The sequence below is a fragment of the Wenzhouxiangella limi genome (assembly GCF_010499265.1).
Lineage (GTDB): Bacteria > Pseudomonadota > Gammaproteobacteria > Xanthomonadales > Wenzhouxiangellaceae > Wenzhouxiangella > Wenzhouxiangella limi.
The window spans coordinates 136,289-158,667 of record NZ_JAAGSC010000031.1; the positions used below are offsets into that span (position 1 = coordinate 136,289).

General features: G+C 63.8%; 23 protein-coding genes and 2 tRNA genes. 11 read left to right on the forward strand and 14 right to left on the reverse strand.

The annotated features are described in order from the left end of the window. Window positions 1-4 precede the first annotated feature (4 nt). Together G3I74_RS02240 and smpB are read right to left on the reverse strand one after the other, a co-directional pair. The gene (locus G3I74_RS02240; RefSeq protein ID WP_164209878.1) at window positions 5-2,230 is read right to left on the reverse strand and encodes a TonB-dependent receptor; all 2,226 of its coding nucleotides are present in this window, start codon (window positions 2,228-2,230) and stop codon (window positions 5-7) included. Window positions 2,231-2,331: 101 nt separating this feature from the next. Beyond that, window positions 2,332-2,796: an SsrA-binding protein SmpB gene (gene smpB, locus G3I74_RS02245; protein WP_164209880.1), complete on the reverse strand. Its 465-nt coding sequence runs from the start codon at window positions 2,794-2,796 to the stop codon at window positions 2,332-2,334. Window positions 2,797-2,846: 50 nt separating this feature from the next. On the opposite strand from smpB, the gene G3I74_RS02250 reads away from it, so the two are divergent. Together G3I74_RS02250 and G3I74_RS02255 are read left to right on the forward strand one after the other, a co-directional pair. Continuing rightward, window positions 2,847-3,290 (forward strand): type II toxin-antitoxin system RatA family toxin, encoded by a 444-nt coding sequence (locus G3I74_RS02250; protein ID WP_164209882.1) that lies wholly within the window; start codon window positions 2,847-2,849, stop codon window positions 3,288-3,290. After that, a complete protein-coding gene (locus G3I74_RS02255) occupies window positions 3,268-3,570 on the forward strand; it encodes an RnfH family protein (RefSeq protein ID WP_164209884.1) in 303 nt (100 codons plus the stop codon). Before G3I74_RS02250 ends, G3I74_RS02255 begins: the two co-directional genes overlap by 23 nt. 22 nt (window positions 3,571-3,592) lie before the next feature. On the opposite strand, the gene G3I74_RS02260 is transcribed toward G3I74_RS02255, so the two are convergent. Then, window positions 3,593-4,003 (reverse strand): outer membrane protein assembly factor BamE, encoded by a 411-nt coding sequence (locus G3I74_RS02260; protein WP_164209886.1) that lies wholly within the window; start codon window positions 4,001-4,003, stop codon window positions 3,593-3,595. Between the two features lie 89 nt (window positions 4,004-4,092). Here G3I74_RS02260 and fur point away from each other — a divergent pair, with 89 nt between their 5' ends. Next, window positions 4,093-4,527, forward strand: coding sequence for a ferric iron uptake transcriptional regulator (fur, locus tag G3I74_RS02265; protein WP_164209888.1), 435 nt, complete (start codon window positions 4,093-4,095; stop codon window positions 4,525-4,527). Here fur and recN read toward each other — a convergent pair. Continuing rightward, window positions 4,524-6,182: a DNA repair protein RecN gene (recN, locus tag G3I74_RS02270; protein ID WP_164209890.1), complete on the reverse strand. Its 1,659-nt coding sequence runs from the start codon at window positions 6,180-6,182 to the stop codon at window positions 4,524-4,526. The two genes, fur and recN, sit on opposite strands and share 4 nt — an antisense overlap. A gap of 179 nt (window positions 6,183-6,361) precedes the next feature. On the opposite strand from recN, the gene grpE reads away from it, so the two are divergent. The 6 genes from grpE (at window position 6,362) to G3I74_RS02300 (ending at window position 11,133) form a co-directional block, all read left to right on the forward strand. Next, window positions 6,362-6,928 (forward strand): nucleotide exchange factor GrpE, encoded by a 567-nt coding sequence (gene grpE / locus G3I74_RS02275; protein ID WP_164209892.1) that lies wholly within the window; start codon window positions 6,362-6,364, stop codon window positions 6,926-6,928. Between the two features lie 125 nt (window positions 6,929-7,053). Beyond that, window positions 7,054-8,988: a molecular chaperone DnaK gene (dnaK, locus tag G3I74_RS02280; RefSeq protein WP_164209894.1), complete on the forward strand. Its 1,935-nt coding sequence runs from the start codon at window positions 7,054-7,056 to the stop codon at window positions 8,986-8,988. 48 nt (window positions 8,989-9,036) lie between these two features. Continuing rightward, the gene (dnaJ, locus tag G3I74_RS02285; RefSeq protein WP_164209896.1) at window positions 9,037-10,155 is read left to right on the forward strand and encodes a molecular chaperone DnaJ; all 1,119 of its coding nucleotides are present in this window, start codon (window positions 9,037-9,039) and stop codon (window positions 10,153-10,155) included. A 7-nt stretch (window positions 10,156-10,162) separates the two neighbouring features. Beyond that, on the forward strand, window positions 10,163-10,900 hold the full coding sequence (gene dapB / locus G3I74_RS02290) for a 4-hydroxy-tetrahydrodipicolinate reductase (protein WP_203594465.1): 738 nt from the start codon (window positions 10,163-10,165) through the stop codon (window positions 10,898-10,900). Window positions 10,901-10,947: 47 nt separating this feature from the next. Beyond that, window positions 10,948-11,023: transfer RNA gene (locus G3I74_RS02295), tRNA-Ala, on the forward strand. 34 nt (window positions 11,024-11,057) lie between these two features. After that, window positions 11,058-11,133: transfer RNA gene (locus G3I74_RS02300), tRNA-Glu, on the forward strand. A 243-nt stretch (window positions 11,134-11,376) separates the two neighbouring features. Here the strand turns inward: G3I74_RS02300 and G3I74_RS02305 are convergent. The 8 genes from G3I74_RS02305 to G3I74_RS02340 are packed head-to-tail and all read right to left on the reverse strand — an operon-like array spanning window position 11,377 to window position 18,279. Then, complete coding sequence (locus G3I74_RS02305; protein WP_164209898.1) at window positions 11,377-13,005, reverse strand: complex I subunit 5 family protein; 1,629 nt, start codon at window positions 13,003-13,005, stop codon at window positions 11,377-11,379. Beyond that, window positions 13,002-14,495, reverse strand: a complete 1,494-nt coding sequence (locus G3I74_RS02310; RefSeq protein ID WP_239056522.1) for a complex I subunit 5 family protein — start codon at window positions 14,493-14,495, stop codon at window positions 13,002-13,004. Before G3I74_RS02310 ends, G3I74_RS02305 begins: the two co-directional genes overlap by 4 nt. Then, on the reverse strand, window positions 14,495-15,943 hold the full coding sequence (locus tag G3I74_RS02315; RefSeq protein ID WP_164209900.1) for a complex I subunit 5 family protein: 1,449 nt from the start codon (window positions 15,941-15,943) through the stop codon (window positions 14,495-14,497). The genes G3I74_RS02310 and G3I74_RS02315 overlap by 1 nt, the downstream gene beginning before the upstream one ends. Continuing rightward, complete coding sequence (locus G3I74_RS02320; RefSeq protein ID WP_164209902.1) at window positions 15,933-16,250, reverse strand: sodium:proton antiporter; 318 nt, start codon at window positions 16,248-16,250, stop codon at window positions 15,933-15,935. Before G3I74_RS02320 ends, G3I74_RS02315 begins: the two co-directional genes overlap by 11 nt. After that, window positions 16,243-17,184, reverse strand: coding sequence for a hydrogenase subunit MbhD domain-containing protein (locus G3I74_RS02325; RefSeq protein WP_164209905.1), 942 nt, complete (start codon window positions 17,182-17,184; stop codon window positions 16,243-16,245). The genes G3I74_RS02320 and G3I74_RS02325 overlap by 8 nt, the downstream gene beginning before the upstream one ends. After that, window positions 17,181-17,495, reverse strand: coding sequence for a monovalent cation/H(+) antiporter subunit G (gene mnhG, locus G3I74_RS02330; protein WP_203594525.1), 315 nt, complete (start codon window positions 17,493-17,495; stop codon window positions 17,181-17,183). The genes G3I74_RS02325 and mnhG overlap by 4 nt, the downstream gene beginning before the upstream one ends. Continuing rightward, complete coding sequence (locus G3I74_RS02335) at window positions 17,492-17,770, reverse strand: MrpF/PhaF family protein (RefSeq protein ID WP_338063040.1); 279 nt, start codon at window positions 17,768-17,770, stop codon at window positions 17,492-17,494. The genes mnhG and G3I74_RS02335 overlap by 4 nt, the downstream gene beginning before the upstream one ends. Then, window positions 17,767-18,279 (reverse strand): Na+/H+ antiporter subunit E, encoded by a 513-nt coding sequence (locus G3I74_RS02340; protein WP_338063041.1) that lies wholly within the window; start codon window positions 18,277-18,279, stop codon window positions 17,767-17,769. Before G3I74_RS02340 ends, G3I74_RS02335 begins: the two co-directional genes overlap by 4 nt. Before the next feature lie 63 nt (window positions 18,280-18,342). Here G3I74_RS02340 and G3I74_RS02345 point away from each other — a divergent pair, with 63 nt between their 5' ends. Further along, entirely contained in the window at window positions 18,343-19,254 is a 912-nt protein-coding gene (locus tag G3I74_RS02345; RefSeq protein WP_338063042.1) for an AEC family transporter, read from the forward strand. On the opposite strand, the gene G3I74_RS02350 is transcribed toward G3I74_RS02345, so the two are convergent. Then, on the reverse strand, window positions 19,247-20,548 hold the full coding sequence (locus tag G3I74_RS02350; protein WP_164209912.1) for a sensor domain-containing diguanylate cyclase: 1,302 nt from the start codon (window positions 20,546-20,548) through the stop codon (window positions 19,247-19,249). The two genes, G3I74_RS02345 and G3I74_RS02350, sit on opposite strands and share 8 nt — an antisense overlap. 8 nt (window positions 20,549-20,556) lie before the next feature. Next, on the reverse strand, window positions 20,557-21,957 hold the full coding sequence (gene asnS / locus G3I74_RS02355) for an asparagine--tRNA ligase (protein WP_164209914.1): 1,401 nt from the start codon (window positions 21,955-21,957) through the stop codon (window positions 20,557-20,559). 83 nt (window positions 21,958-22,040) lie between these two features. On the opposite strand from asnS, the gene G3I74_RS02360 reads away from it, so the two are divergent. Continuing rightward, the gene (locus G3I74_RS02360; RefSeq protein ID WP_164209916.1) at window positions 22,041-22,373 is read left to right on the forward strand and encodes a HesB/IscA family protein; all 333 of its coding nucleotides are present in this window, start codon (window positions 22,041-22,043) and stop codon (window positions 22,371-22,373) included. Window positions 22,374-22,379: the final 6 nt, after the last annotated feature.

Genomic DNA, 22,379 nt, shown 5'->3' on the forward strand with positions numbered 1-22,379 from the left:
TGGGTCAGAACGTGCCGCGCAGTCCGAGCCGGAAGTTGCGTCCCGGTAGCGGGGCGTAGTCGCGCAAAAACGAGGTGTGCACGCGCGCCTCGTTGTTGCCCAGGTTGCGGCCGGACAGGTAGAGCTCGTAGGGACGCTCGCCGAGGCTGAAGGCGTAGCCGAAACGGGCGTTGACCAGGTTGTAGCCCGGGGTTTCGGTCTCGAAGTCGGCGACGCGGTCCTGGCGGAAGACGCGCTGCCACTCCAGTCCGGCGCGCCACGGCCCGCTGTGCCAGGCGATCCCCGAGGACAGGCGCTGGGGGGAGATACGCGGCAGGTCGCCACCGGCGTCGAGCTCGCCGCGAACCAGGTCGTAGCCCAGGCGCAGGTCGAAGTCGCCCAGCGTCGTGCCGTGAAGCTGCCAGGCGGCCGCCACCTCGAGCCCGTAGAAGGTGGCGTCCTGCTGCACCGCGCGCCGGACCGCGAAACCCTCGACTTCCATGCCGGTGTCGGCCAGGTAGATGAAATCGTCGATCTGTTTGTGGAAAACATTGACGTCCAGGTCGAACGCGGTGGCGTGGCGATGCAGCCCCAGGTCCCAGGACAGGGTCTGCTCGCGGTCGAGCCCGGGGTCGCCGATTTCGAAGCTGAAGGTGGCCAGGTGGGGGCCGTTGGAGAACAGTTCGGTGGCCGACGGCGCGCGCTGGGCGTGGGCGACATTGAGCGAGGAGTGCCAAAGTTCGCTCATCTGCCAGATGCCGCCCAGGCTGGCCGAGAAGGTGGTGAAATCGCGCTGGTCGGTGTCGAAATCCACCTCCGGGCCGTCGTCGTGATCATCGTGGCCGTGGTCTTCGTCTTCGTGATCGTCGTCGTGCAGATCCAGCTCGGCCTCGACCCGGGTGCGTTCAATCCGGGCCCCCAGGCTCAGCGTGACATCACCGAAGCGGTGCTCCTGGAGGGTGAACGCGGCCAGTGAATCGGTCTCGTTGGGGGCCACGAACGCCTCCTCGCCCACGGCAACGAACTCCTCGCTGTCGAACTGCACGCCGATGGCGCCCTCCCAGCCGGCCGTCGGCACGGTCTCCAGCACCAGGCGGGACTGCCAGGTCTGAACGTCGAAGACGGTGGGTTCGTGGTCGTGATCATGATCATCGTCCCCATCGTGATCCTCGTCGTACTCGCCCTCCATTTCGATTTCGCGATGGGTGTAGTCGTTGTAGCCCAGCCTGAAGGTGCTCCGGGCCACGCCCGGCAGGGGCTGGTCCAGCCCGGCTTTCAGGTTCCAGCTGCGCTGTTCCAGGTCGATGAAGGCGAACTCGTCTTCCTCGTCGCCATGGTCTTGATCAAACGAGGCGTGTTCGTCGTCGTGGTCTTCGTCCTCGCCGTGGCTGTGGGGTGCCGGAATGCCGTATTCGGACTCGAACACCCGGAATGCCCCGCCGATGAAGCCGCGATCGCCGATCCAGCTCGCGCCGAGGGTGCCGGAGCGATTGTCGACAAAGCTGTTGGGCAGGATGCCGTCATCGGCGAGATCATGATCATCATCGTGCTCATGATCAAGGTGCTGCTCGTCGTGGTCTTCGAACTCGCGACGGGCGGCGCCGGGGATCTCATAGTCGTCGGTATCGCGCCAGGTGCCGTCCAGGTGCCAGGCGAACTGACCGCCACCGCCGTCCAGGCGCAGCACGCCGGAGCGTTCGTCGGCGACGGTGTCGCCGCGCACTTCGAAGCGGCCGGCAATCGGCTCGCCGGGCAGGCGCTCGGGAATGCGGTTGTCGATGACGTTGACCACGCCGCCGGAAGCACCCGATCCGTAGAGCAGGGTGGCCGGTCCGCGCAGAATCTCGATCTGGTCGATCAGCATCGGGTCGAGCGAGACCGCATGGTCGTCGCTGGGCGCGGAGGCGTCACCGGTCGAAAGACCGTCCTCCAGGATGCGCACGCGCGGGCCGCCAAGGCCGCGGATGATGGGTCGGCCGGAGCCGGGTCCGTAATACGATGAGTGCACGCCGGGCTGGTTCTGCAGGGTTTCGCCCAGGGTCATGCCGCGCCGGTCGTCGAGCGCTTCGCCGGCCAGCACGTCCACCGGCTGGGCCGATTCCAAAGCCGTGCGGCGCAGCGGCAGGGCCTGGACTCGGATGGTCTCGAGATCGGCGCTGTGGCGCAGAACGTCGTCACGCTCGTCGTCGGCCATTGCCCAGCTCGTGGCCAGGGCGCAAGAGATCGAAAGTACCAGGAGAGACTTTTTCATGGGAGACGATCAATGTCGGTGATATGAAAGGTTATATCGTAACATCAGCGCGGCCGCTTTTTGAACATCGTGCGCTCGAAGATTGACTTGGAGAAAGCTGCTCAGGCGCTGTTTTTGAGCAGCCGGCTTTTCTGACGCGCCCAGTCGCGGTCCTTCTGGGCCCGGCGCTTGTCGTGGGTCTGCTTGCCGCGGGCGATGGCGATTTCGACTTTGACCTTGCCCTTTTTCCAGTACATCGCGGTCGGGACGATGGTTTGGCCCTTGCGCTCCACGAACCCGATCAGGCGATCGATTTCTCGACGATGCAGCAGCAGGCGACGATTGCGCATGGGGTCGGCCTTGACGTGGGTCGAGGCCGAGGTCAGCGGCGTGATCAGGCAGCCGAACAGAAAGGCCTCGCCGTTTTTGAGCAGCACGTAGCTTTCGCCGAACTGGATCTTGCCGGCGCGCAACGCCTTGACTTCCCAGCCTTCCAGGGCAATCCCGGCCTCGATGCGCTCGTCGAGGTGATACTCGAAGCGAGCGCGCTTGTTTACGGCGATGGTGCTGGAGGGGGACTTGGCCATGGGGCCAGCACTATACCGCAAGCCGCTGCGGCCTGGCGTATCATGCCCCGATGGCTGAAGTCCACCGATTCGCTCTGGTCGAATTTCGTCCCGAGCAGATGTTCGATCTGGTCTGTGACGTACAGCGCTACCCGGAGTTTCTGACCTGGGTGCGCGAGGCGACCGTGCACGAGCAATCCGAAACCGGCCAGACGGCGAGCCTGGCGGTCACCCTGGGCGGAATCCGGGCGCAATTTACCACTGATAACCGGCTGAGTCGGCCGCGTGAGGTCGAAATGCGGCTGCGAGAAGGTCCATTCGAGGATCTTCACGGATGCTGGCGTTTTACAGGCGTGGGCCATGGCTGCCGGGTCAGTCTGGACCTGAATTTCCGTTTTGCCGGCAGCCTCTGGATGCGGCCGTTTCGGCGTGGTTTCAGCCGCATGGCCGATCGTATGGTCGATGATTTCTGCCGCCGGGCCGAGGCCGTGCATGGAAAAGCAACTGCACGTTGAGGTTGCCGCGGCACTGCCGGATCGGCAGGTCGTGGTGCCCCTGGTCCTGTCCGAGGGAGCGACTGTTCAGCACGCCATCGATGCCGCCGGGCTGGATTCCAGGCTGCCCGAATTCGAGTTTGATAATCGGCGAATCGGGATTTTCGGGCGCGTGTGTCGGCCAGACAGGCTTCTGAGGGACGGCGATCGGGTTGAACTCTACCGTCCGCTCAAGGCCGATCCGAAAGAGATCCGCCGACAGCTGGCCGAACTCGAGCGTGCCGGTAAAAAGAGCGGCTAAAGAGGCCGCCCGCTTTCGGGATTCAGTTGCCGTCCCGACGGATACTCTCGAGATCCTGAATGGGGACCTCGTCGGGTGCCTGCAATTCGCGCAAGGCCCTCGCGGCGACGGTGTCCTGCTCCAGATAGCTGCCTTCGACTGAGGACAGGCGCTCGTCTTCAAAGCGGAGGGTGAGTACCCGCTTGACCGGCTTGCCGCCGCGGGGGGCGAAGGTGTTCATGTAGTCCCATCGATCATCGTGAAAAGGACTTTGCACCGACGGTGAACCCAGCAATACCAGAACCTGGCGCTTTGTCATGCCGGTGTCGAGCTGGGCGACGTTGTCATCGTCGAGCACGTTGCCCTGCTGGATGTCCTGCTTGTAGACCAGGTTGCAGCCGGTCAGCACCGTAATCAGAACCGTCAGCAGGATAGCGCTTGCAATCAGCCGCATGGGGTGTTCAACCTCGGAATATGATAAGGCCGCAATGATACAATAGAGCTCTTCTAGTCACTGGGCAGATTGAGCCCCCGGAATTTGTCATGTCGGAAAAAACAATGGACCTGCGCAGAGTCGGCCTGAAAGTGACGCACCCTCGGCTGCAGATCTTGCGTCTACTGGAACAAACCGATCCTGAGCGCAAGCACCTGACTGCCGACGAGATTTACCGTCTTCTCAATGAACAGGGCGAAGAAATCGGCCTGGCGACGGTCTACCGCGTGCTCAGCCAGTTCGAACAGGCCTGTCTGGTGCGCAAGCACATGTTTGACGACGGTAGCGGGCGACCCATGCAGGCCTGCTATGAACTCCATGACGGTGATCACCACGATCATATGGTTTGTCTGGAAACCGGTGATGTGATTGAATTTGTCGACGAGGAAATCGAGGAGCGCCAGCGCGAAATCGCCAATCGCCATGGCTACGATATCGTCGAACACTCACTGGTCATCTACGTCAAACCCAAAAAAAGCGCCTAGCTTTCGTCCAGCATTTCCCTGGCGTGGGCGAGGCTTCCGGCTGACTGCCGGTTGCCCAGCATACGGGCCAGTTCCTCTTCGCGCGCTGCGCGGTCCAGCCGTTCCACGACAATTTTCGTTTGCTTGTTTCGCTCGGATTTGATCACCCGAAACTGGTGGTCGGCGCGCGCGGCGACCTGGGCCAGATGCGTGACACAGAAGGCCTGACTACCCGCGGCCGCCTCGCGAAGGAACGAGCCGACGACGTGGGCGGTTTCTCCCCCGATCCCGGCATCGACTTCGTCGAACACCCGGGCCGGCCGCTCAGATGCGGGCCTGGCTGCGATCATCAGGGCCAGGCTGATGCGGGACAGCTCGCCGCCCGAGGCGACCTTGTGCAAGGCCTGGGGCGCTTGTCCGGCATTGGCGCTGAAGCGGAACTCGACCTCGTCCTGGCCGTGTTCGGCGGGTTCGGGTCGGCTGCGGGGCTTGATCTCCGCGGTCAGGCTCGCCCGAGTCATGCCGAGCTCGGCCAGCTTGTCGCGGGTGATCCGGCCCAGTTCAGCGGCCGCCTGGCGTCGTTGTTCGGATAGGTGATCGGCCGCCTTCTGCCAGCGTGAAGCAGCGGCATCCAGGCGAGACGAAAGTTCCTCGCGGCGTTCATCCTGATGAGCAAGTCGATCCAGGCGCGTGGCCAGCTCATCGCCCAGCGCCGGCAGGTCTTCGGGACGGACGCGGTGCTTGCGCGCCAGGTCCAGGCATTGTTCGAGCCGGCGGTTGAGCTGCTCCAGCGCCTGCGCATCCTCGTGTTCCGGTTGATCAAAACGCTCCAGTCCAACCAGGGCTTCATCAACGTTGATGCTGGCCTCCTGCAGCAGGGCAAGAATCTCGCCCAGTCGCGAATCCAGGGCACTGACCTGCTCCAGGGCCTGTCCGGCCTGCAGCAGCAGCTCGCGGGCGTTGGGGCTGCTATCGTCGCCCAGCGCGGTCCTGGCCCGCTCCAGGCCGGCCCGGATTTCGTCACCGCGCGCCAGTCGCTCCTGGTCCTGCTCCAGAGTCTGGTACTCCCCGGGCTGAAGATCCAGGGATTTCAGTTCCCGGTGCTGGAACTGCAGCAGTTCCAGCTGGGAAGAGTCGCCGCAGTCGCGCTCGAATTCGTCCAGTTCAGCGCGTACACAATGCCACTCGCGGAACGCGTCTCGAACCGCGCTCAGCGCATGGGCGTCGACCTGGCGATCCAGGATCGCGCGCTGTACGCCGGGCCGGGCGAGCAGCTGATGCTCGTGCTGGCCGTGGATTTCGATCAGCCGGGTTCCCAGTTCGGCCAGCTGCCCGATGGTGGCGGTGCGGCCGTTGATCCACGCCCGGGAGCCGCCTTCGGCCGACATGACCCGCCGCAGCAGCAGGTGGTCGCCTTCGTCCAGGGCCTGTTCTTCCAGCCATTGGCGCGCGGCCGGCTGAGCCGCAAGGTCGAACTCTGCGCTCAAGTCGGCGCGGCGGGCGCCGGAAGCGACCTGACCGGCGCTGGCTCGGTCGCCAAGCAGCAGTCCGAGCGCGTCGATGAGGATGGACTTGCCGGCACCGGTTTCGCCGCTAATGACGTTAAAACCCGCATCGAATTCCAGTTCGATGTGCTCGATGATGGCGAAGTCCCGTATGGACAGAAACCGCAGCATGACCTGTTGAGTCCGCGAAAGCAGACTATCAAGCTAGCACCCCTGCCCGCCGGCGGCAATATGGTTGGCTCGCCGACAGCCAGGACGGTGTCGGAGGCTTGGGACGCCAGTCGATCGGTCGCTTGCAATCGTGCCTGCCGGGCCCCATGTTCGCGACGAACGCATGAGTAATCGGTGGGATGGAAATGGCACATACCTACGACGAGTCGGGCCGGCCGGATTCGGCGCCGGAGGATGAACAAGAGCCCGTTCTGGACGAAGGCCTGACCGACGAGTCAGCGCCGGACGCGTCCGCCCCGGAATCCGCTCCGGCGGCTGATGAAGAGGTAGCGCGGCTGCGCGATGCGCTGCTGCGAACGCGGGCCGAAATGGACAACCTGCGCAAGCGCAGCGAGCGCGACCTTGAGCGTTCGCGCCGCTATATCAACGAATCGCTGATGAAAGACCTGGTGCCGGTGCTCGATGCTCTGGATCAGGGCCTGGAGAACGCGGCGCCCGACGATGCCACCCTTCGAGAGGGCTTGAGCATGATCCGCAGCCAGATGCTGCAGAGCCTGAGCCGGCATGGTCTTGAAGTGATCGAGCCGGAGGGCGAGCCTTTCGATCCGGACTGGCACGAGGCGATGAGTATGCAGGCCAGCACCCAGCACGAACCGGATTCGGTGATGCTGGTCCTGCAGCGCGGCTACACCCTGCACGGTCGTTTGATTCGGCCGGCTCGCGTCATCGTCGCCCGCGCGCCCTGAAACGGTCTGGCCGTCGGCGCATTGAAATCTGCGCCGGCGAGCCGCATAACATCGGCAACGAAGAGCGCAGCCGCACCAAGGCTGCAGTCATGAATTCAAGCAATGCAGAAACAGGACGGGAAGCAATGAGCAAGATTATCGGCATCGATTTGGGAACAACCAACTCCTGTGTGGCCCTGATGGAAGGGGGCAAGACACGGGTCATAGAAAACGCTGAAGGCGATCGGACGACGCCGTCAACCGTCGCGTTCACCAAAGATGGCGAGGTGCTGGTTGGCCAGCCGGCCAAGCGCCAGGCCGTCACCAATCCGGAGCGCACGCTCTACGCGGTCAAGCGACTGATCGGCCGCAAGTACAGCGAAGACGTGGTTCAAAAGGACAAGGGCCTGGTGCCTTACAAGATTATCGAGGCCGACAACGGTGACGCCTGGGTCGAGGTGGACGGCAAGAAGATGGCGCCGCCGGAAATTTCGGCGCGCGTGCTGATGAAGATGAAAAAGACCGCGGAAGAATACCTCGGTGAAGAAGTGTCCGAAGCCGTCATTACCGTTCCGGCCTATTTCAACGATTCGCAGCGTCAGGCGACCAAGGATGCCGGCAAGATTGCTGGTCTGAATGTTCGTCGTATCATCAACGAGCCCACCGCGGCCGCGCTGGCCTATGGTCTGGACAAAAAGGGTGCCGACCGCAAGGTCGCTGTTTACGATCTCGGTGGCGGCACGTTCGATATCTCGATCATCGAGATTGCCGATGTCGACGGTGAAAAGCAGTTCGAGGTGCTCGCAACCAACGGCGATACCTTTCTCGGCGGCGAAGACTTCGATCTGCGCCTGATCGACTATCTGGCCCAGGAGTTCAAGAAGGACCAGGGCGTAAATCTGCAAAACGATCCGCTGGCCCTGCAGCGCCTGCGCGAGGCGGCCGAGCGGGCCAAGATCGAACTGTCGTCTGCCGAGCAGACCGAGGTCAATCTGCCCTATATCACCGCGGACGCGTCGGGCCCGAAGCACCTGAATATCAAGGTCACGCGTTCGAAGCTTGAGTCGCTGGTCGAGGATCTGATCAAGCGCTCAATCGAGCCGTGCCGCACCGCGCTCAACGATGCCGGGCTCAAGGTGGGCGACGTCGACGAGGTCATTCTTGTCGGTGGGCAGACCCGTATGCCGCAAGTGCAGAAATCCGTGGCCGAGTTCTTCGGCAAGGAAGCCCGCCGTGATGTCAACCCGGACGAGGCCGTGGCCGTCGGGGCGGCGATCCAGGGGGGCGTTTTGGCCGGTGACGTCAAGGACGTGCTGTTGCTGGACGTCACCCCGCTCTCGCTCGGCATCGAGACCCTGGGTGGGGTGTTCACCAAGCTGATCGAAAAGAACACCACAATCCCGACCAAGGCCTCGCAGGTCTTTTCCACCGCCGAGGACAACCAGAGCGCGGTCACCGTGCACGTTCTCCAGGGCGAGCGCGAGATGGCAGCCGCGAACAAGTCCCTGGCCCGCTTCGACCTGACCGGTATCCCGGCTGCTCCACGGGGCATGCCGCAAATTGAAGTCACCTTCGATATCGATGCCAACGGGATTTTGCATGTGTCGGCCAAGGATCAGGCCACCGGTCGCGAGCAGCGCATTGAGATCAAGGCCGGTTCGGGCCTGAGCGAGGACGAAATCGACAAGATGGTGCAGGATGCCGAGACCCACCGGGAAGAAGACAAGCGCTTCCAGGAATTGGTCACGGCGCGCAATTCGGCCGATGGCGTGGCGCATGCAACGCGAACCAGCCTGAAGGAAAATGCCGATGCCATTGACGATGAAACCCGTAAGCGCATCGAGGATGCCCTGGCCAAGGTCGACGAAGCGATCAAGGGCGACGACAAGGCAGCGATCGATTCGGCGGTCAACGAGCTGCAGCAGGCCGGCGCCGAGCTGTATCAGAAGGCCGCCGAAAAAGCCCAGGCCGAGACCGGTGGCGGTTCCGCGGAAGAAGCGTCGCAGGACAGCGGATCGGGTGACGGTGGCGACGAGGTCGTAGATGCCGAGTTCACCGAGGTTGACGACGATAAGAAGTGATGCAGGGTCTGACTGGTCCGGGCCTTGCCCCGGAGAAAGGGGTGCGGCATGCCGGCTGATTACTACGAAACGCTGGGCGTGGCGCGGACCGCTACGCCCGATGAACTGAAGAAAGCTTACCGCCGGCTCGCCCGGCGGTATCACCCCGACGTGAGCTCGGAACCCGACGCCGAGGCGCGTTTCAAGGAAATCCAGAGCGCCTACGGTGTGCTCAAGGACGAAAAGAAGCGGGCGGCTTATGATCGTTTCGGTCACGCCGGGGTGAACGGAGCGGGCGGCGGTGGGCCCGGTGGCGCGGGCTTTGGCGATATCAACGATATCTTCGGGGACATTTTCGGCGATATCTTCGGCGGCAGCCGGCGTCGTCGACAGCAGTCGCGGCGGGGTCAGGATCTGCGCTATGAACTCGAGCTGGAACTCGAGGAAGCCGTGCAGGGCGGCGAAAAGGAAATCCGGATCCCGACGCTGGGCAAATGCACCAGCTGCGACGGCACCGGCTCCAAGAGCGGTCGGCTGGATGTCTGTTCGACCTGCGGTGGCCAGGGCCAGGTCCGCATGCAGCAGGGAATTTTCTCGGTGCAGCAGACTTGCCCGGCCTGCGGCGGCAGCGGTCGAACGATCAAGGATCCCTGCGCGGAATGCGACGGCAACGGCCAGGTTCGCGAGACCCGAACGCTGCAGGTCAAGATCCCGCCGGGGGTGGACGAAGGCGATCGGATTCGGCTGAGCGGCGAGGGTGCCGCCGGGGCCCAGGGCGGTCAATCCGGCGATCTGTATGTCGACATTCACGTGCGTCCGCATCCGCTGTTCCAGCGCGACGGTGACGATCTGTTCTGCGAAGTGCCCATACCCATCACCACGGCAGCGCTGGGCGGACAGCTCAAGGTACCGACGCTGAAGGGATCGGTGATGCTCAAGATTCCGGCCGAAACCCAGCCGGGCAAGCTCTTTCGCCTGCGCGGCAAGGGCGTGCAGTCGGTGCGCAGCCGTGCCACGGGCGACCTGCTGTGCCGGGTAGCGGTGGAAACGCCGATCAATCTGACCCGCGAGCAGAAAGATCTGCTGCGCGAGTTCCAGCGCTCGTTCGAGGACAATTCGCACAACAATCCGCAGTCAAGCAGCTGGACCGATCGGGTCAAGAGTTTCTTCGACCGCATGGGCTTGTAGTCGGCCCGTGCGCGTTTTGGTCAGTGGCGCCAGCGGGGCGGTCGGAAAAGAACTCCGGCGACTGATCGAGGCCGATCCCGAGCTGGAACTGGCCGGTGTGGCCGACCGGTCGGGCTTTTTCGGCTCTGGAGATCAGGGCGATGTCCTGGTCGACTTTTCCCATCCGGCGCTGACGCTGCGCTGTCTGGAACTGGCCGAGCAGCGCGGCCTTCCGCTGGTCATCGGGACCACCGCCCTGACCGAGCGGTGCCGGGATCGGATTGAACAAGCGGCAACCCGCATTCCGCTGTGCGTGGCGGCCAACTTCAGCGTCGGGGTAACGGTCATGCTGGAACTGGCCGCGCGAGCGGCTTCGGCCTTGCCCACGACTTTTGATATCGAAATCGCCGAGGCCCATCACCGCCGCAAACTCGACGCGCCCTCCGGCACCGCACTGGCGCTGGGCGAGGCGGTTGCCCAAGCGCGCAAACAAGTGTTGTCGGAGCAGGCCGTGATGGATCGCAGCGTCAGGCGCGAGCCTCGGTCGAGCGCTGAAATCGGCTTCCAGGTCAGCCGCGGCGGTGACGTCGTCGGCGAGCACAGCGTTCAGTTCTTCGGGGATGGCGAGCGCCTGGAAATTGTCCATCGCGCGACCGACCGCTCGATTTTTGCCCGGGGTGCGCTGCTGGCGGCCAGAAAGCTGACGGAGCGGGGCGCCGGCAGAGTAGAATTCCGCGATCTATTGGTGGGTGAAATCGGCTCATAGAATCGTTGACAAGCGGTGCCAAATTGCTACAATGCACGGCTTGACTTGGGGCCATAGCTCAGCTGGGAGAGCGCTACAATGGCATTGTAGAGGTCGGCGGTTCGATCCCGCCTGGCTCCACCAGAATTCGACCTAGGCACGATGTTTTACGGTTTTAGTCCCCATCGTCTAGAGGCCTAGGACACCGCCCTTTCACGGCGGCGACCGGGGTTCGAATCCCCGTGGGGACGCCAAAATAAAAAGGCCCGCCAAAGCGCGGGCCTTTTTATTTTGACCTCCCCAATGCGGGATCGAACTCCAGGGTTCGACTCGGAGGTCGCGCAGCGACCGGAGAGCGCTGATGCGCAAGCATCAGCAATCCCCGGCCACCGTAATCCCGCGCGCCGGTACTGCCACCATCCAGAAATCCCGCCAAAGCGCGGGTATTTTTATTTTGACCACCCCAATGCGGGATCGAACTCCAGGGTTCGGCAAAGTCAGTTCCACAACGTCAACCACAACAGTCCGATCAGCAACAGCGCCGCCAGCCCGGTGGCCTGGACGCTGCGCTGGTGATGCTCGAAAAATCCCTGCAGCTGGTGCAGGCGGTCCAGCAGATGCGAATGCGGCCGGTGACGGCGCTCGCGCTGGGCAAGGAGTCGCGGCAGATGGCCGGCCAATTGTTCGACGAGGACGACGAGATCCCCTTCCGGAATCTGCCCGGAAGCACGCCAGTTCAGCCTCACCGCTGCCGCGACGATAACAGCGGTCAGGATCAGCGGCCAGACAGCGGCCCACAGCATGTAGATCTTGACGGGTTCAATCAGGTCATGCCCCGCGGCCCAGATCCAGGGGAGAACCAGTCCAGAGAGAACCAGCAGGGCCCAGGATGGTTGTAGTGACGGGTTTCGGGTGCGGGTATGGCGAGCGATCTGCCAGGCATGCCAAAGCAACAGTGCCGTGGCCGTTGACGTCAGGGCCAGGACGACGCCCAGGATCTCTGCCGGCGTGTGATGCACGGCGGCCTTCAGCGCGTTCTTGGCCAGGTAGCCGCTGGTGAAGGGGAAGGCCGAGAGCGACAGCGCAGGCAGCGCGAACAGGACTGTGCCGATGCGGCCGAGGGCGAGTGAACTGCCGCAGGCAAGGAAAAGGGCCGCCTTGTTCAGACCGTGGTGCAGCGCCATGAAGCCAACCAGCGCCAGCAAGGCGTTGCGCTGATCGGGCAGCAGGATGGTCAGGCCGAATGCGGCAAGGATCAGGCCCATCTGGCTGATCGTGGAATAGGCCAGCACGGTCTTGATGCGCTCCTGGGTGAGCCCGATCACTACGCCGGCAAATGCCGTGAACAGGCCCAGCCAGATCAGGGTCCAGCCGATCCAGGCCGGATCTTCGGGCAGGCCGGGGACGAAACGCAGCCAGCCCATCAGGCCAGCCTTGACGATCACGCCTGACAGAATGGCGCTGGCGGGGACGGGAGCCACCGGATGGGCCAGCGGTAGCCACAGATGCAGCGGCATGATGCCCATCTTGACCGCGAAGCCGGCCAGCAGCAGCCAGCGGGCCGGGGAGGCGGAAAGCGTTTCATGATGACCTGTAAAGCTGGCGAAATCAGCGTTTCCGATGGTTCCAGCCAGTAGCAGGATGCCACTTAGAATCGCGGCTTCGCCCACGAAGGCCATGACCAGGTAAACCCGGGCCGCCCGCCAGGCCTGGGGATTGTGTTCGTGGGTGATCAGCAGATAGGCCGACAGGGTCAGCAGCGCATAGCCTATGTAGAACGAGGCGATATCGCCGGCCAGCAGCAGCAGGCTCATCCCGCTTAGTGCGCCCAGCCAGCCGCTCCAGAACCAGCGCCGGTCGCGCTCGATGGTGTTCCAGGCAAACCAGGCGCTCAGGTTCCAGGCCACTGCTGTCAACAGGATCAGTGGCTGGTTGACTTCGTCAACGCGCAGAGAAACCCCCAGTAGCGGCCACGAAAAGGCGACTTCCGGCCGGGTCAGCAGCGGCAAGAACAAAGCCGCGCCCGACCAGGGCGTCAGCGCGATCGCCAGGCGCCGGTAACGCTCCGGCGCGGGAAACAGCAGCATCAGCGTCAGCGGCAGCACCACGGCGAGGACCGCACTCATGGGAAGTACCCCGCGACAATGCTGTCCACCCAGTTCAGGGGGCTGAGCGGATGACCCGCCAGCAAGCCCACGCCCAGCGACAGCACGGCGGCAACGATGGCCGAGCCCACCAGAGAGCCGGTCTCGAGCCGGCTGACCCGGGCCTCGTGGGGCCACTGATCAGGGGGCGGATGCAGCCAGATTCGCTTGAGCACCGGCAGGAAGTAGGCGGCGTTGAGCACGCTGCTGGTCACCAGTATGGCCACGACCCATGTTCTTCCGGCTTCGACCGCGCCGGCGCCCAGATACCATTTACTGACAAAACCGGCGACCGGCGGCAGACCGATCATGCCCAGCGCACCGACGGTGAAACTGGTGCTGGTCCAGGGCATGCGCCGACCGATGCCGTCGAGCTGATCGATACGCTTGACGCCGAGCAGGTTGGCAAAGATCCCCGCGCAGAAGAACAGGATGATCTTCATCAGGCCCTGGTGGACCAGGTGAACGATGCCACCGACGGTGGCGACCGGGCCGCCGATGGCGATGCCCAGAATGATGTAGGAGACCTGGCTGACGGTGGAAAAGGCCAGCCGTTTCTTCAGGTCCACCTGGCGCAGCGCCTGTACGGATCCGTACAGGATGGTGAATGCTGCGATCAGCAGCAGCGGAAGGTCCAGGCCGAGATCGGCGACCAGATCGGCGCCGTAGACGTCTTCGACCAGCCGGATCAGGCCGAAAGCGCCGGCCTTGACCACCGCGACCGCGTGCAGCAATGCGCTGACCGGCGCCGGCGCGACCATGGCTTTGGGCAGCCAGCCGTGCAGGGGGAACAGGGCGGCCTTGACCCCCATGCCGATGGTCAAAAGGACAAAGATGATCTGCAGGCTTAGCCGGGCGTCTACGGCATGGTCGGCCAGCGTGCCACCGGCAACGAAAGCCTGGGGTCCGCTGATTCCGTACAGCCAGACCAGTCCAACCAGAAAAAGCGCCCCGCCAGATAGCGTGTAGCGCAGATACGTGCCCCCGGCGCGAATCGCGGTCGCGGTCCCGTTATGAACCACCAGCGGCCAGGTGGTGAGCGTGAGAAGTTCATAAAAGATGAAGAAGGTCAGCAGGTTGCCGGCCATGCTGATGCCCATGGTCGCGGCGACGCACAGGCTGAAGAAACCGAAAAACCGGGCTCGGTTGGGCGAGCGTTCCAGGTAGGCGATGGCATAAACGGTGGTCACCAGCCACAGGACCGCCGACAAGGAGGCAAACAGCATGCTCAACGCGTCCGCTCTCAGGACCAGGTCCAGTCCTGGCACCAGGGAGACCCGGAACTCCGGCGTAAACCCGTTGCGCACCAGCAGGCCGATCATCACCACCAGCAGCAACTTCGCGATCGCGGCCGCCAGGTTCAGGATGATGCGCAGCAGCGCATGACGCTCGCCGGCAACAAAGATCACGATACCGGTCAGCGCCGAGACGATGACCGTCAGCAAAGGCGTCCAGAACATCAGCTGGTCCATCATCGCGGCAGCCCCGGCGGCAGACCGGCCTCGACCAGATCCAGAATCGGTGCCGAGGTAAAGCCCGCGATGATGGCGCCGACGGCCAGCAGCATAGCTGCCAGACTGGCTGTGTCGGGCGTGCGCTTCAGGTGTCGATGGTTGCCGCGACGTCGCGGATGCAGGCAGACCACGGCCAGCACCCGGAACAGGTAGGCGGCAGCGAGCAGGCCGCCTAGGGCGATGAGGATCAGCCAACTCCAGGCTCGTGCGCTCCAGGCTGCTTCAAGAAACAGCCATTTGGCCAGGAATCCGCCGCTCGGCGGCAGCCCCATGATGCTCACGCCGCCCAGCGCCAGGGCGAAAACATCCAGCGGCAGACGCTGATCGATGCCGGCAAGATGGCGCAAGCGGTCGGTGCCCAGGCTTCGAAGAATGTTGGCGGCGGCCAGAAACATGGCGGCCTTGGCCATACCGTGGGAAAGCAGGTGATAGCTGGCCGCCTGGAACGCCAGCGTGCTGGCCAGCGGGAACAGCAGCAGCAGGTAGCCCAACTGCGCAACGGTGGAGTAGGCGATGATCAGTTTCAGGCGCTGCTGGACCAGGGCGGCCAGCGAGCCGTAGACGATGGCCATGCCGCCCAGCACACCAAGCAGCAGGGCAGCCCTGTCCAGGTCCCATTCCGGCACTCCCCAAAACCAGAGCCGCCAGATGAGATAGATGGAGACCTTGACCACCATGGCCGACAGGATGGCGCTGACCGGGCCGGGAGCGTTGCCGTGGGCCGCCGGTAACCACGCGTGCAGCGGGAAAATGGCCGCCTTGATCAGCAGACCGACGATCATCAGGGCAATGGCCGTCACCGACAGCCACCCGGGTGCCAGACGCTCGGCAAGCAGGTACAGATCGAGCACCCCGGTTTGACCATAGATCAGGCCCACGCCCAGCAGGTACAGCAACGAGGCCAGCAGAGCCAGCAGCAGGTAGCGCATCGCCGCGCGCAGGGCCGGCGGCTTGCCTTCCAGGGCAATCAGACCGATCGCGGTGAGGGTGACCAGCTCCAGGGTCACGTAGATATTGAACAGGTCGGCCGACAGAAGCAGCGCGTTCATGCCGGCAAACAACAGCAGCCAGAGCGGCCAGAAGCGATGGGCGTGGGGTTGACCGGGCCGGAACGAGCAGTTGGCATGCAGGCTGATCAGCAGGGTCATGCCGACGTTGAGCCAAAGCATCAACAGGCTCAGAGGGTCCAGCTGCCATGCGATGCCCAGCGGGGCCGAATGGCCGGCCAGAGCTATTCGATACGCTCCGTTTTCCAGCACCTCCAGCGTCGGGATCAGCAGCAATAACGGCAGCGGCATCAGCCCGACGCGGATACTCAGCCCCAGCCAGGCTGTTGGCAGTACCACCGCGCCGGCCGCGGCCAGCAGCGGCAGAAAGACGATCAGCGCCAGGGCTTCAGTCGTCATTCTCCGGCTCGTCCTCGACGGCCAGGGTCGCCTTGCCGGTTTCCTGGCTCATCCGAACCATTAGCGCCAGACCGAAGGCCGTTGCCGAGACGGCGATGACAATGCCCGTCAGGACCAGCGCCTGCGGAATGGGATCGGCCTGGCCGGAGATCGGCGTCGCGGTTGCCACCAGCAGGATGAAGATCGAGCTTCCCATGATGTTGATGGCAAACAGCTTGCGCATCAGGTGGGCGCTGACGATCAGGCCGTGAACGCCGATTCCGAAAAGCACGGCTGCGGCAAGGACGTAGAGCGTGGCGCTATCCATGATCGCGACGCTTCAGGCTGCCGGCACCGGCAAACAGCAGCACCAGGGTCAGGGCGATTGAGATCATCATCGCGCTTTCGATCCAGTAGATCGCCCACAAGCCCGGCAACGCCAGCAGGGGCTGACCCCACAGCAGCGGGGCCAGTCCGATGAGGATGAAGCTGAGCAGGCCGACCAGCAGGCCGGTATTGACTAGCGGACTGTATTGCCGGCTCGCGCCGAGGCGTCCGGTCAGCACCAGCAGTACCCCGCACGCGGCCAGTACGGCGCCGGCCTGGAAGGCGCCGCCGGTTTCCTGACCGCCGGCTTTGAGCAGGTGCACCGAGACCAGCACCGTCAGCGGTACGACGATCGCCAGCAGCGCCCCGACCAGCGGCGTATCCGGATCCTGGGTGGTGAGCGATTGATCCAGGTCGACCTGACGCGTGACTGCCTGTGCCGACAGCAGTGCCGCCAGCAGCACGGTGATCTCCAGCAGGGTGTCGAAGCCGCGAAACAGCAGCAGTACCCCCGTGATCGGGTTGCCCAGGCCGGTCGATCCGAGGTTTTCCAGCACGGCAGTGCCGGCAAGAGCGGGCATGGGCTCGGCCTGAATGGCGGCCAGACCGATCACCCCGACCAGGGCGCCGGCGGCCAGCGCGATCGGCACGGCAAGACGGGATGGGGGGGGGCGCAAACTGCTTTCCTGATCGGGCTGAATCTCGATCAGTCGTCGATAGGCGATCATCATCAATGCGCCGGTCACGCCGGCCCCGATGGCGGCTTCGGCCATGGCCAGGTCGGGCGCGTCCAGCCGGGCCCAGGCCAGCGACATCGCCAGTCCCAGGACCACGAAATGGAGGATGCCGCGAAACAGTGAGGCCGCGTTGATTGACTGGATGGCCAATCCGATCAGGCTGACGATGATCAGCAGATCCAGGGCCAGGCCGATCATCTGCGGCTGGGCCCCGAGCGCGCAGGCACTCTGCCGGCACTGTGGGCATGACGGGCGATGAGGTGCGCCGAAACTGTGGCCGCCAGCAGCCCGACCAGCCACACCAGGGCGAGTATGGCGGCGACCTGCCAGTCGGCGCTCAGGATGGCCAGGCCGACGCAGATCAGACACAGTCCGGTGTTGTCTGCCTTGGCCAGGGCATGCAGGCGGCAGTAGACATCCGGAAATCTCAGCAGGCCGATCGTGCCGGCCAGGTAGAAGGCGCAGCCGGCAAGCAGCAGGATCAGCGCGATGCTGTCGGCGATCGTCACTGCTCGTCCGCCGCTTCTTCGCGTCCGGCCGGGAGCCCCACAAAGGCCAGCGACAGGATACTGGCCAGCATCACGATCAGTAAGGCCACGTTGCGCAGGGATGGCAATTGCATCCATTCGGCGAGCACCAGCAAGGCGGCTACCGTGGTGGTGCTGAACAGCAGCGCGGCCAGCATGCGGTCGGCCAGGGTTGGGCCGCGGTAGACCCGCAACATTCCGGCGATCAGATTGATGATCAGAAAAAGGACGATGGCGGGCAGCGCGATGTCGATCACGAGTTGCTCCTTGCGTGCTCGAATACCCGGCTCAGTTCGTGTTCGAGTCGATCGACCGACGCCATGGTCTCCGGGACGAGAGAATGCACGATCAGTTCCGTCCCGGACTGGTCCAACCTGACGCTGAGCGTGCCCGGCAGCAGGCTGATGAAGCTGATCAGCAAGGTGGTCGGTTTGCCCGGGGGCAGGGCAATGGCGTGCTGGTGAAAATCCGGTTCGATGGGCAGGGTGGGCTTGAGCGCACGCAGGGCAACGTCAAAGCCGCCCTTGAAGGATTCCCACAGGAAGAATCCGGCGAAGGCCAGCCAGCGCAGCGGACGCCAGGGGTAAGGTTCTTCCGGCGCCAGCCAGGCGCCCAGTGCTGCTCCGGCGAGCGCCGCCATGGTCCCCACCAGGAGACCGCTGAACCCGTTCAGGGCTATCCAGATCAGCAGCAGTACGGCAAAGACCTGGGCAAACCAGGCCGCGGGCAGAAGATGATTGCAGCGGTCCGAGGCCGAGTTCGGCACGGTCTCCCATCCCCTCCAGGAACGATGCCTTATGATATCAGCATCTGCTGATCCTGCCCGCTCGTGACCTCTTACCTGATCATATTGACGCTGATCGCGGCCGGATGGCTTTTTGCCCGCGCCCGCCTTCTGCCCGAGGCCACGCCGGACGTGCTCAACCGGGTGGTGATTACCCTTTGCCTGCCGGCGCTGATCGTCATCCACGTGCCCACGCTGGAGCCGGCCTGGTCGCTGCTGCCGCTGATTCTGATCCCGTGGCTGCTGCTGGCGACGACTGTACTGGTAATTCTGCCGCTGGCCCGCGTAATGGCGCTGTCGCGCGAAGCCACGGCGGCGCTGCTGGTGCTGATTCCGCTGGGCAATACGTCGTTTCTGGGTTTTCCGCTGATCGAGGCGCTTCTGGGCCAGGAGTTCATTCGCCTCGCGGTGGTCTACGACCAGTTCGGCTCGTTTCTGATCGTGTGCACGCACGTGCTTTTCGTGGTCGGCTGGTACGGAGAGGGCGCGAACCCGGACTTTCGCTCGATGGGGCGGCGTATTGCGAGCTTTCCGCCTTTTCTTGCCCTGTTGTTTGCGCTCGTGCTCGGCAACCACTGGTTCCCGGCCTGGTTGATGCAGATCATCGAACGCTTCGCCGACATGCTGCTGCCGCTGGTCACCCTGGCGATCGGGATGAGTCTGCGTTTGCGCCTGGTGCGCAGGGACCGCTGGCCGCTGGTGATTGGCCTGCTCGGCAAGCTGGCGGTTCTGCCGGGGCTGGCGATGATCATGGCCCTGCTGTTCGGGGCCGAGCCCGACGTCGCCATGGTCGCCGTACTGGAGTCGGCCATGCCGCCCATGATCACGGCCGCCGCCCTTCTGACCTCGGCTGGACTGGCGCTGCGTCTGGCCCCCGCCATGGTGGCCTGGGGCGTTTTGTGTTCAGCCCTGACGGTGCCTTTCTGGTTCTGGCTGGCCGGCCAGGTGTTTAGCTGACGGCATCGCCGGGTCCTGTAGCCGACCCGTTTGCTGCCGTCTGGACTCGATTGCGGCCTGACTTTTTGGCAGCATACAGCGCGATATCGACCCGGCGTACCAGTGCTTCGGGTGATTCGACCGGTTGCCACTGGCCGCAGCCCAGCGACAGCGTGATGGGTCCGACCTCAAAATCGCTGATCGCTTCCACCGCCGCCCGAATTCGCTCGGCCGTGGACAGGGCGTCGTTCTTCGAGGCGTTGTCCAGCACCACCAGAAATTCCTCGCCGCCCCAGCGGATGGCGCGGTCGGTCTCCCGAATCTGGTTTTTCATGACGTTGGCAACCTGCTGAAGGACCCGGTCACCGCTGGCGTGACCATGCTGATCGTTGACCTGCTTGAAGTGGTCGATATCGGCGATCAGCACGGCAAAGGGCCGATCGTCGGTGGTCGCGGCCTGGTGGGCTCGGGCGAGAATCCGCTCTCCTGTTCGCCGGTTGAACAGGCCGGTCAGCGGATCACGGCTGGCTTCTTCCGACAGCTGTTGTTCCTGCATGACCTTGTGGGTGACATCTTTGCTGATACTGACGAAATGTCGGACGGTGCCACCGGCATCATTGATCGGCGTGATGCTCTGGTCGGCGTAGTAGATGTCGCCGCCCTTGCGAAGGTTGGCGAAGGTGGCCCGGAAGGCCTGCCCGCGGGCGAGCGCGTCCTTGAGCAGGCTGTAAAAATCATCGGCTTGCTGGCCGGACTGCAGGAACTTCGGGGTTCTGCCGAGGATCTCGGTGCTCTCGTAGCCGGTCAGCTGTTCGAAAGCCTGGTTGGCGAACACGATTCGTGCGTGGGCATCGGTGATCAGGATCGGGTCCCGGGCAACGTTGAGTGCCCGCGCCATCAGGTTGCGCTCGCTTTCGGCCTGCACGCGGGCAGTGATGTTTTGCTGCAGCGAGACGAAATGGCGGATCGCGCCCTGGCTGTCGCGGATCGGCGAGATATTCCACTCGACGTTGTAGGGGGTGCCGTCCTTGCGATAGTTGACGGTTGCGCCCTGGAAAAACCGGCCCTCGTGCAGGCAGTTGCGAAGCCGCTCGATGACGGCAGGATCGGTCTCGGGGCCCTGCAGGATGCGCGGCGACTGGCCGATCAGTTCGGCCGCCGGGTAGCCGGTCATGCGGCAGAATGCCGGGTTGCACTTTTCGATCAACGGTCCACCGTGGTCGAAGCGCGCGTCGGTAATGACGACCGAGTTGAAAGCCTGCTCGAGAATCGCGTCAAGCAGACGCTGGCCGTCGGGCAGCGTGATTTCGGTCATGACGTCGCTCAGAACGGCGCGCTGCCGGGTGTTCTGGGGTACGGGATCACGTCGCGAATGTTGCTTAGGCCAGTGATGTAGTTCAGCAGGCGTTCGAAGCCCAAACCAAACCCGGCGTGCGGTACGGTGCCGTAGCGGCGCAAATCGAGGAACCAGCCGTACTCGCTTTCGTCTAGCTGGTGGTGAGCCATGCGGCGAGTGAGCACGTCCAGGCGCTCTTCGCGCTGGCTCCCGCCGATGATTTCGCCGATGCCGGGGGCGAGCACGTCCATCGCCGCCACGGTCTTGCCGTCGTCGTTTAAGCGCATGTAGAAGGCCTTGATTTCGTCCGGGTAGTTCATGACCACGACCGGGGCCTTGCAGTGCTGCTCGGTCAGGAAGCGTTCGTGCTCGGTCTGCAGATCGACCCCCCACTCGGGCTTGAAGTCGAACGAGCGCCCGGAGGCCTGCAGGATCTTGACGGCCTCACCATAATCCATGCGAACAAAACGGCTGTCGACCAGGGACTCGAGGCGCTGGATGGCATCCGGCTCGACGCCTTCGGCAAAGAATGCCATGTCGTCGGGGCAGCGTTCCAGCACCTGTGCGAACACGAATTTAAGGAATTCTTCGGCCAGAGTGGCCAGGTCGTCCAGGTCGGCGAAGGCGACCTCGGGCTCGACCATCCAGAACTCGGCCAGGTGGCGGCTGGTGTTGGAGTTTTCGGCCCGGAAGGTCGGGCCGAAAGTATAGACCTTGCTCATCGCCAGGCAGAAGGCCTCGACGTTGAGCTGGCCGGATACGGTCAGGAACGTCTCGCGGCCGAAGAAATCCTCACCGAAGTCGACCCGGCCGTTGTCTGTTCGCGGCAGGTTCATCAGGTCCAGCGTGCTGACCCGGAACAGCTGACCGGCACCCTCGGCATCGGACGCTGTGATGATCGGGGTATTGACCCAGAAGTAACCGCTGCGGTCGAAGAAGTCGTGGATGGCGCGTGCAGCCGCGTGGCGGATGCGCGTGACCGCACCGAAAGTATTGGTCCGCGGCCGCAAGTGGGCAACCGAGCGCAGGAATTCATACGAATGCTGCTTGGGCTGGATGGGGTAATGGTCCGGATCTTCGACCAGGCCGGGAATCTCGATGGCGTCGGCCTGGATTTCCAGGCTCTGGCCGCGGCCTTTCGATTCGACCACCGTGCCTCGGCAGCGTACCGAAGCGCCGCTGGTCAGACGCAGGATGCCGTCGTCGTAATTGGGCAGGCTCTGGTCGGCGACCAGCTGCAGGTTGGCAAAACAGGAGCCGTCGTTGACGTGGATGAAAGAAAACCCGGCTTTCGAGTCCCGGCGGGTGCGAACCCAGCCCTGGACCAGTACTTCGGTGCCAGCGGCGAATTTGCCGGCCAGCACGTCGCGCACGCTTGCAGTGAGCATGGTGATGAATGCGTCCTGTCGTTGAATGAGGGATTGATAACCCTGATAATAATGGATTGAGCAACCCGAACGGATGGCAGCTGATGAACAATGACCAGATTTCCCTGACCGACGCGGCAGCTGAGCGGGTGCGCGACTTCATGGCCCGCGAAGGCGGTATCGGCCTGCGGGTCGACGTGCGCCGGACCGGCTGTTCCGGCTGGGCTTACGATGTCGGTATCGCGCGGGATGCCGAGGCGTCGGACCATGTTTTCGAAGCTCGTGGGCTGAAAGTGGTGGTGTCCGACAAGGCGTTGCCGATGGTGATGGGCACCGAAGTCGACTTCGTCCACGAAGGTCTGGTGCGGGAGTTCCGCTTCCGCAACCCCAACGTGACCGGCGAGTGCGGCTGCGGCGAAAGCTTTACCGTCGGCTGATGATCT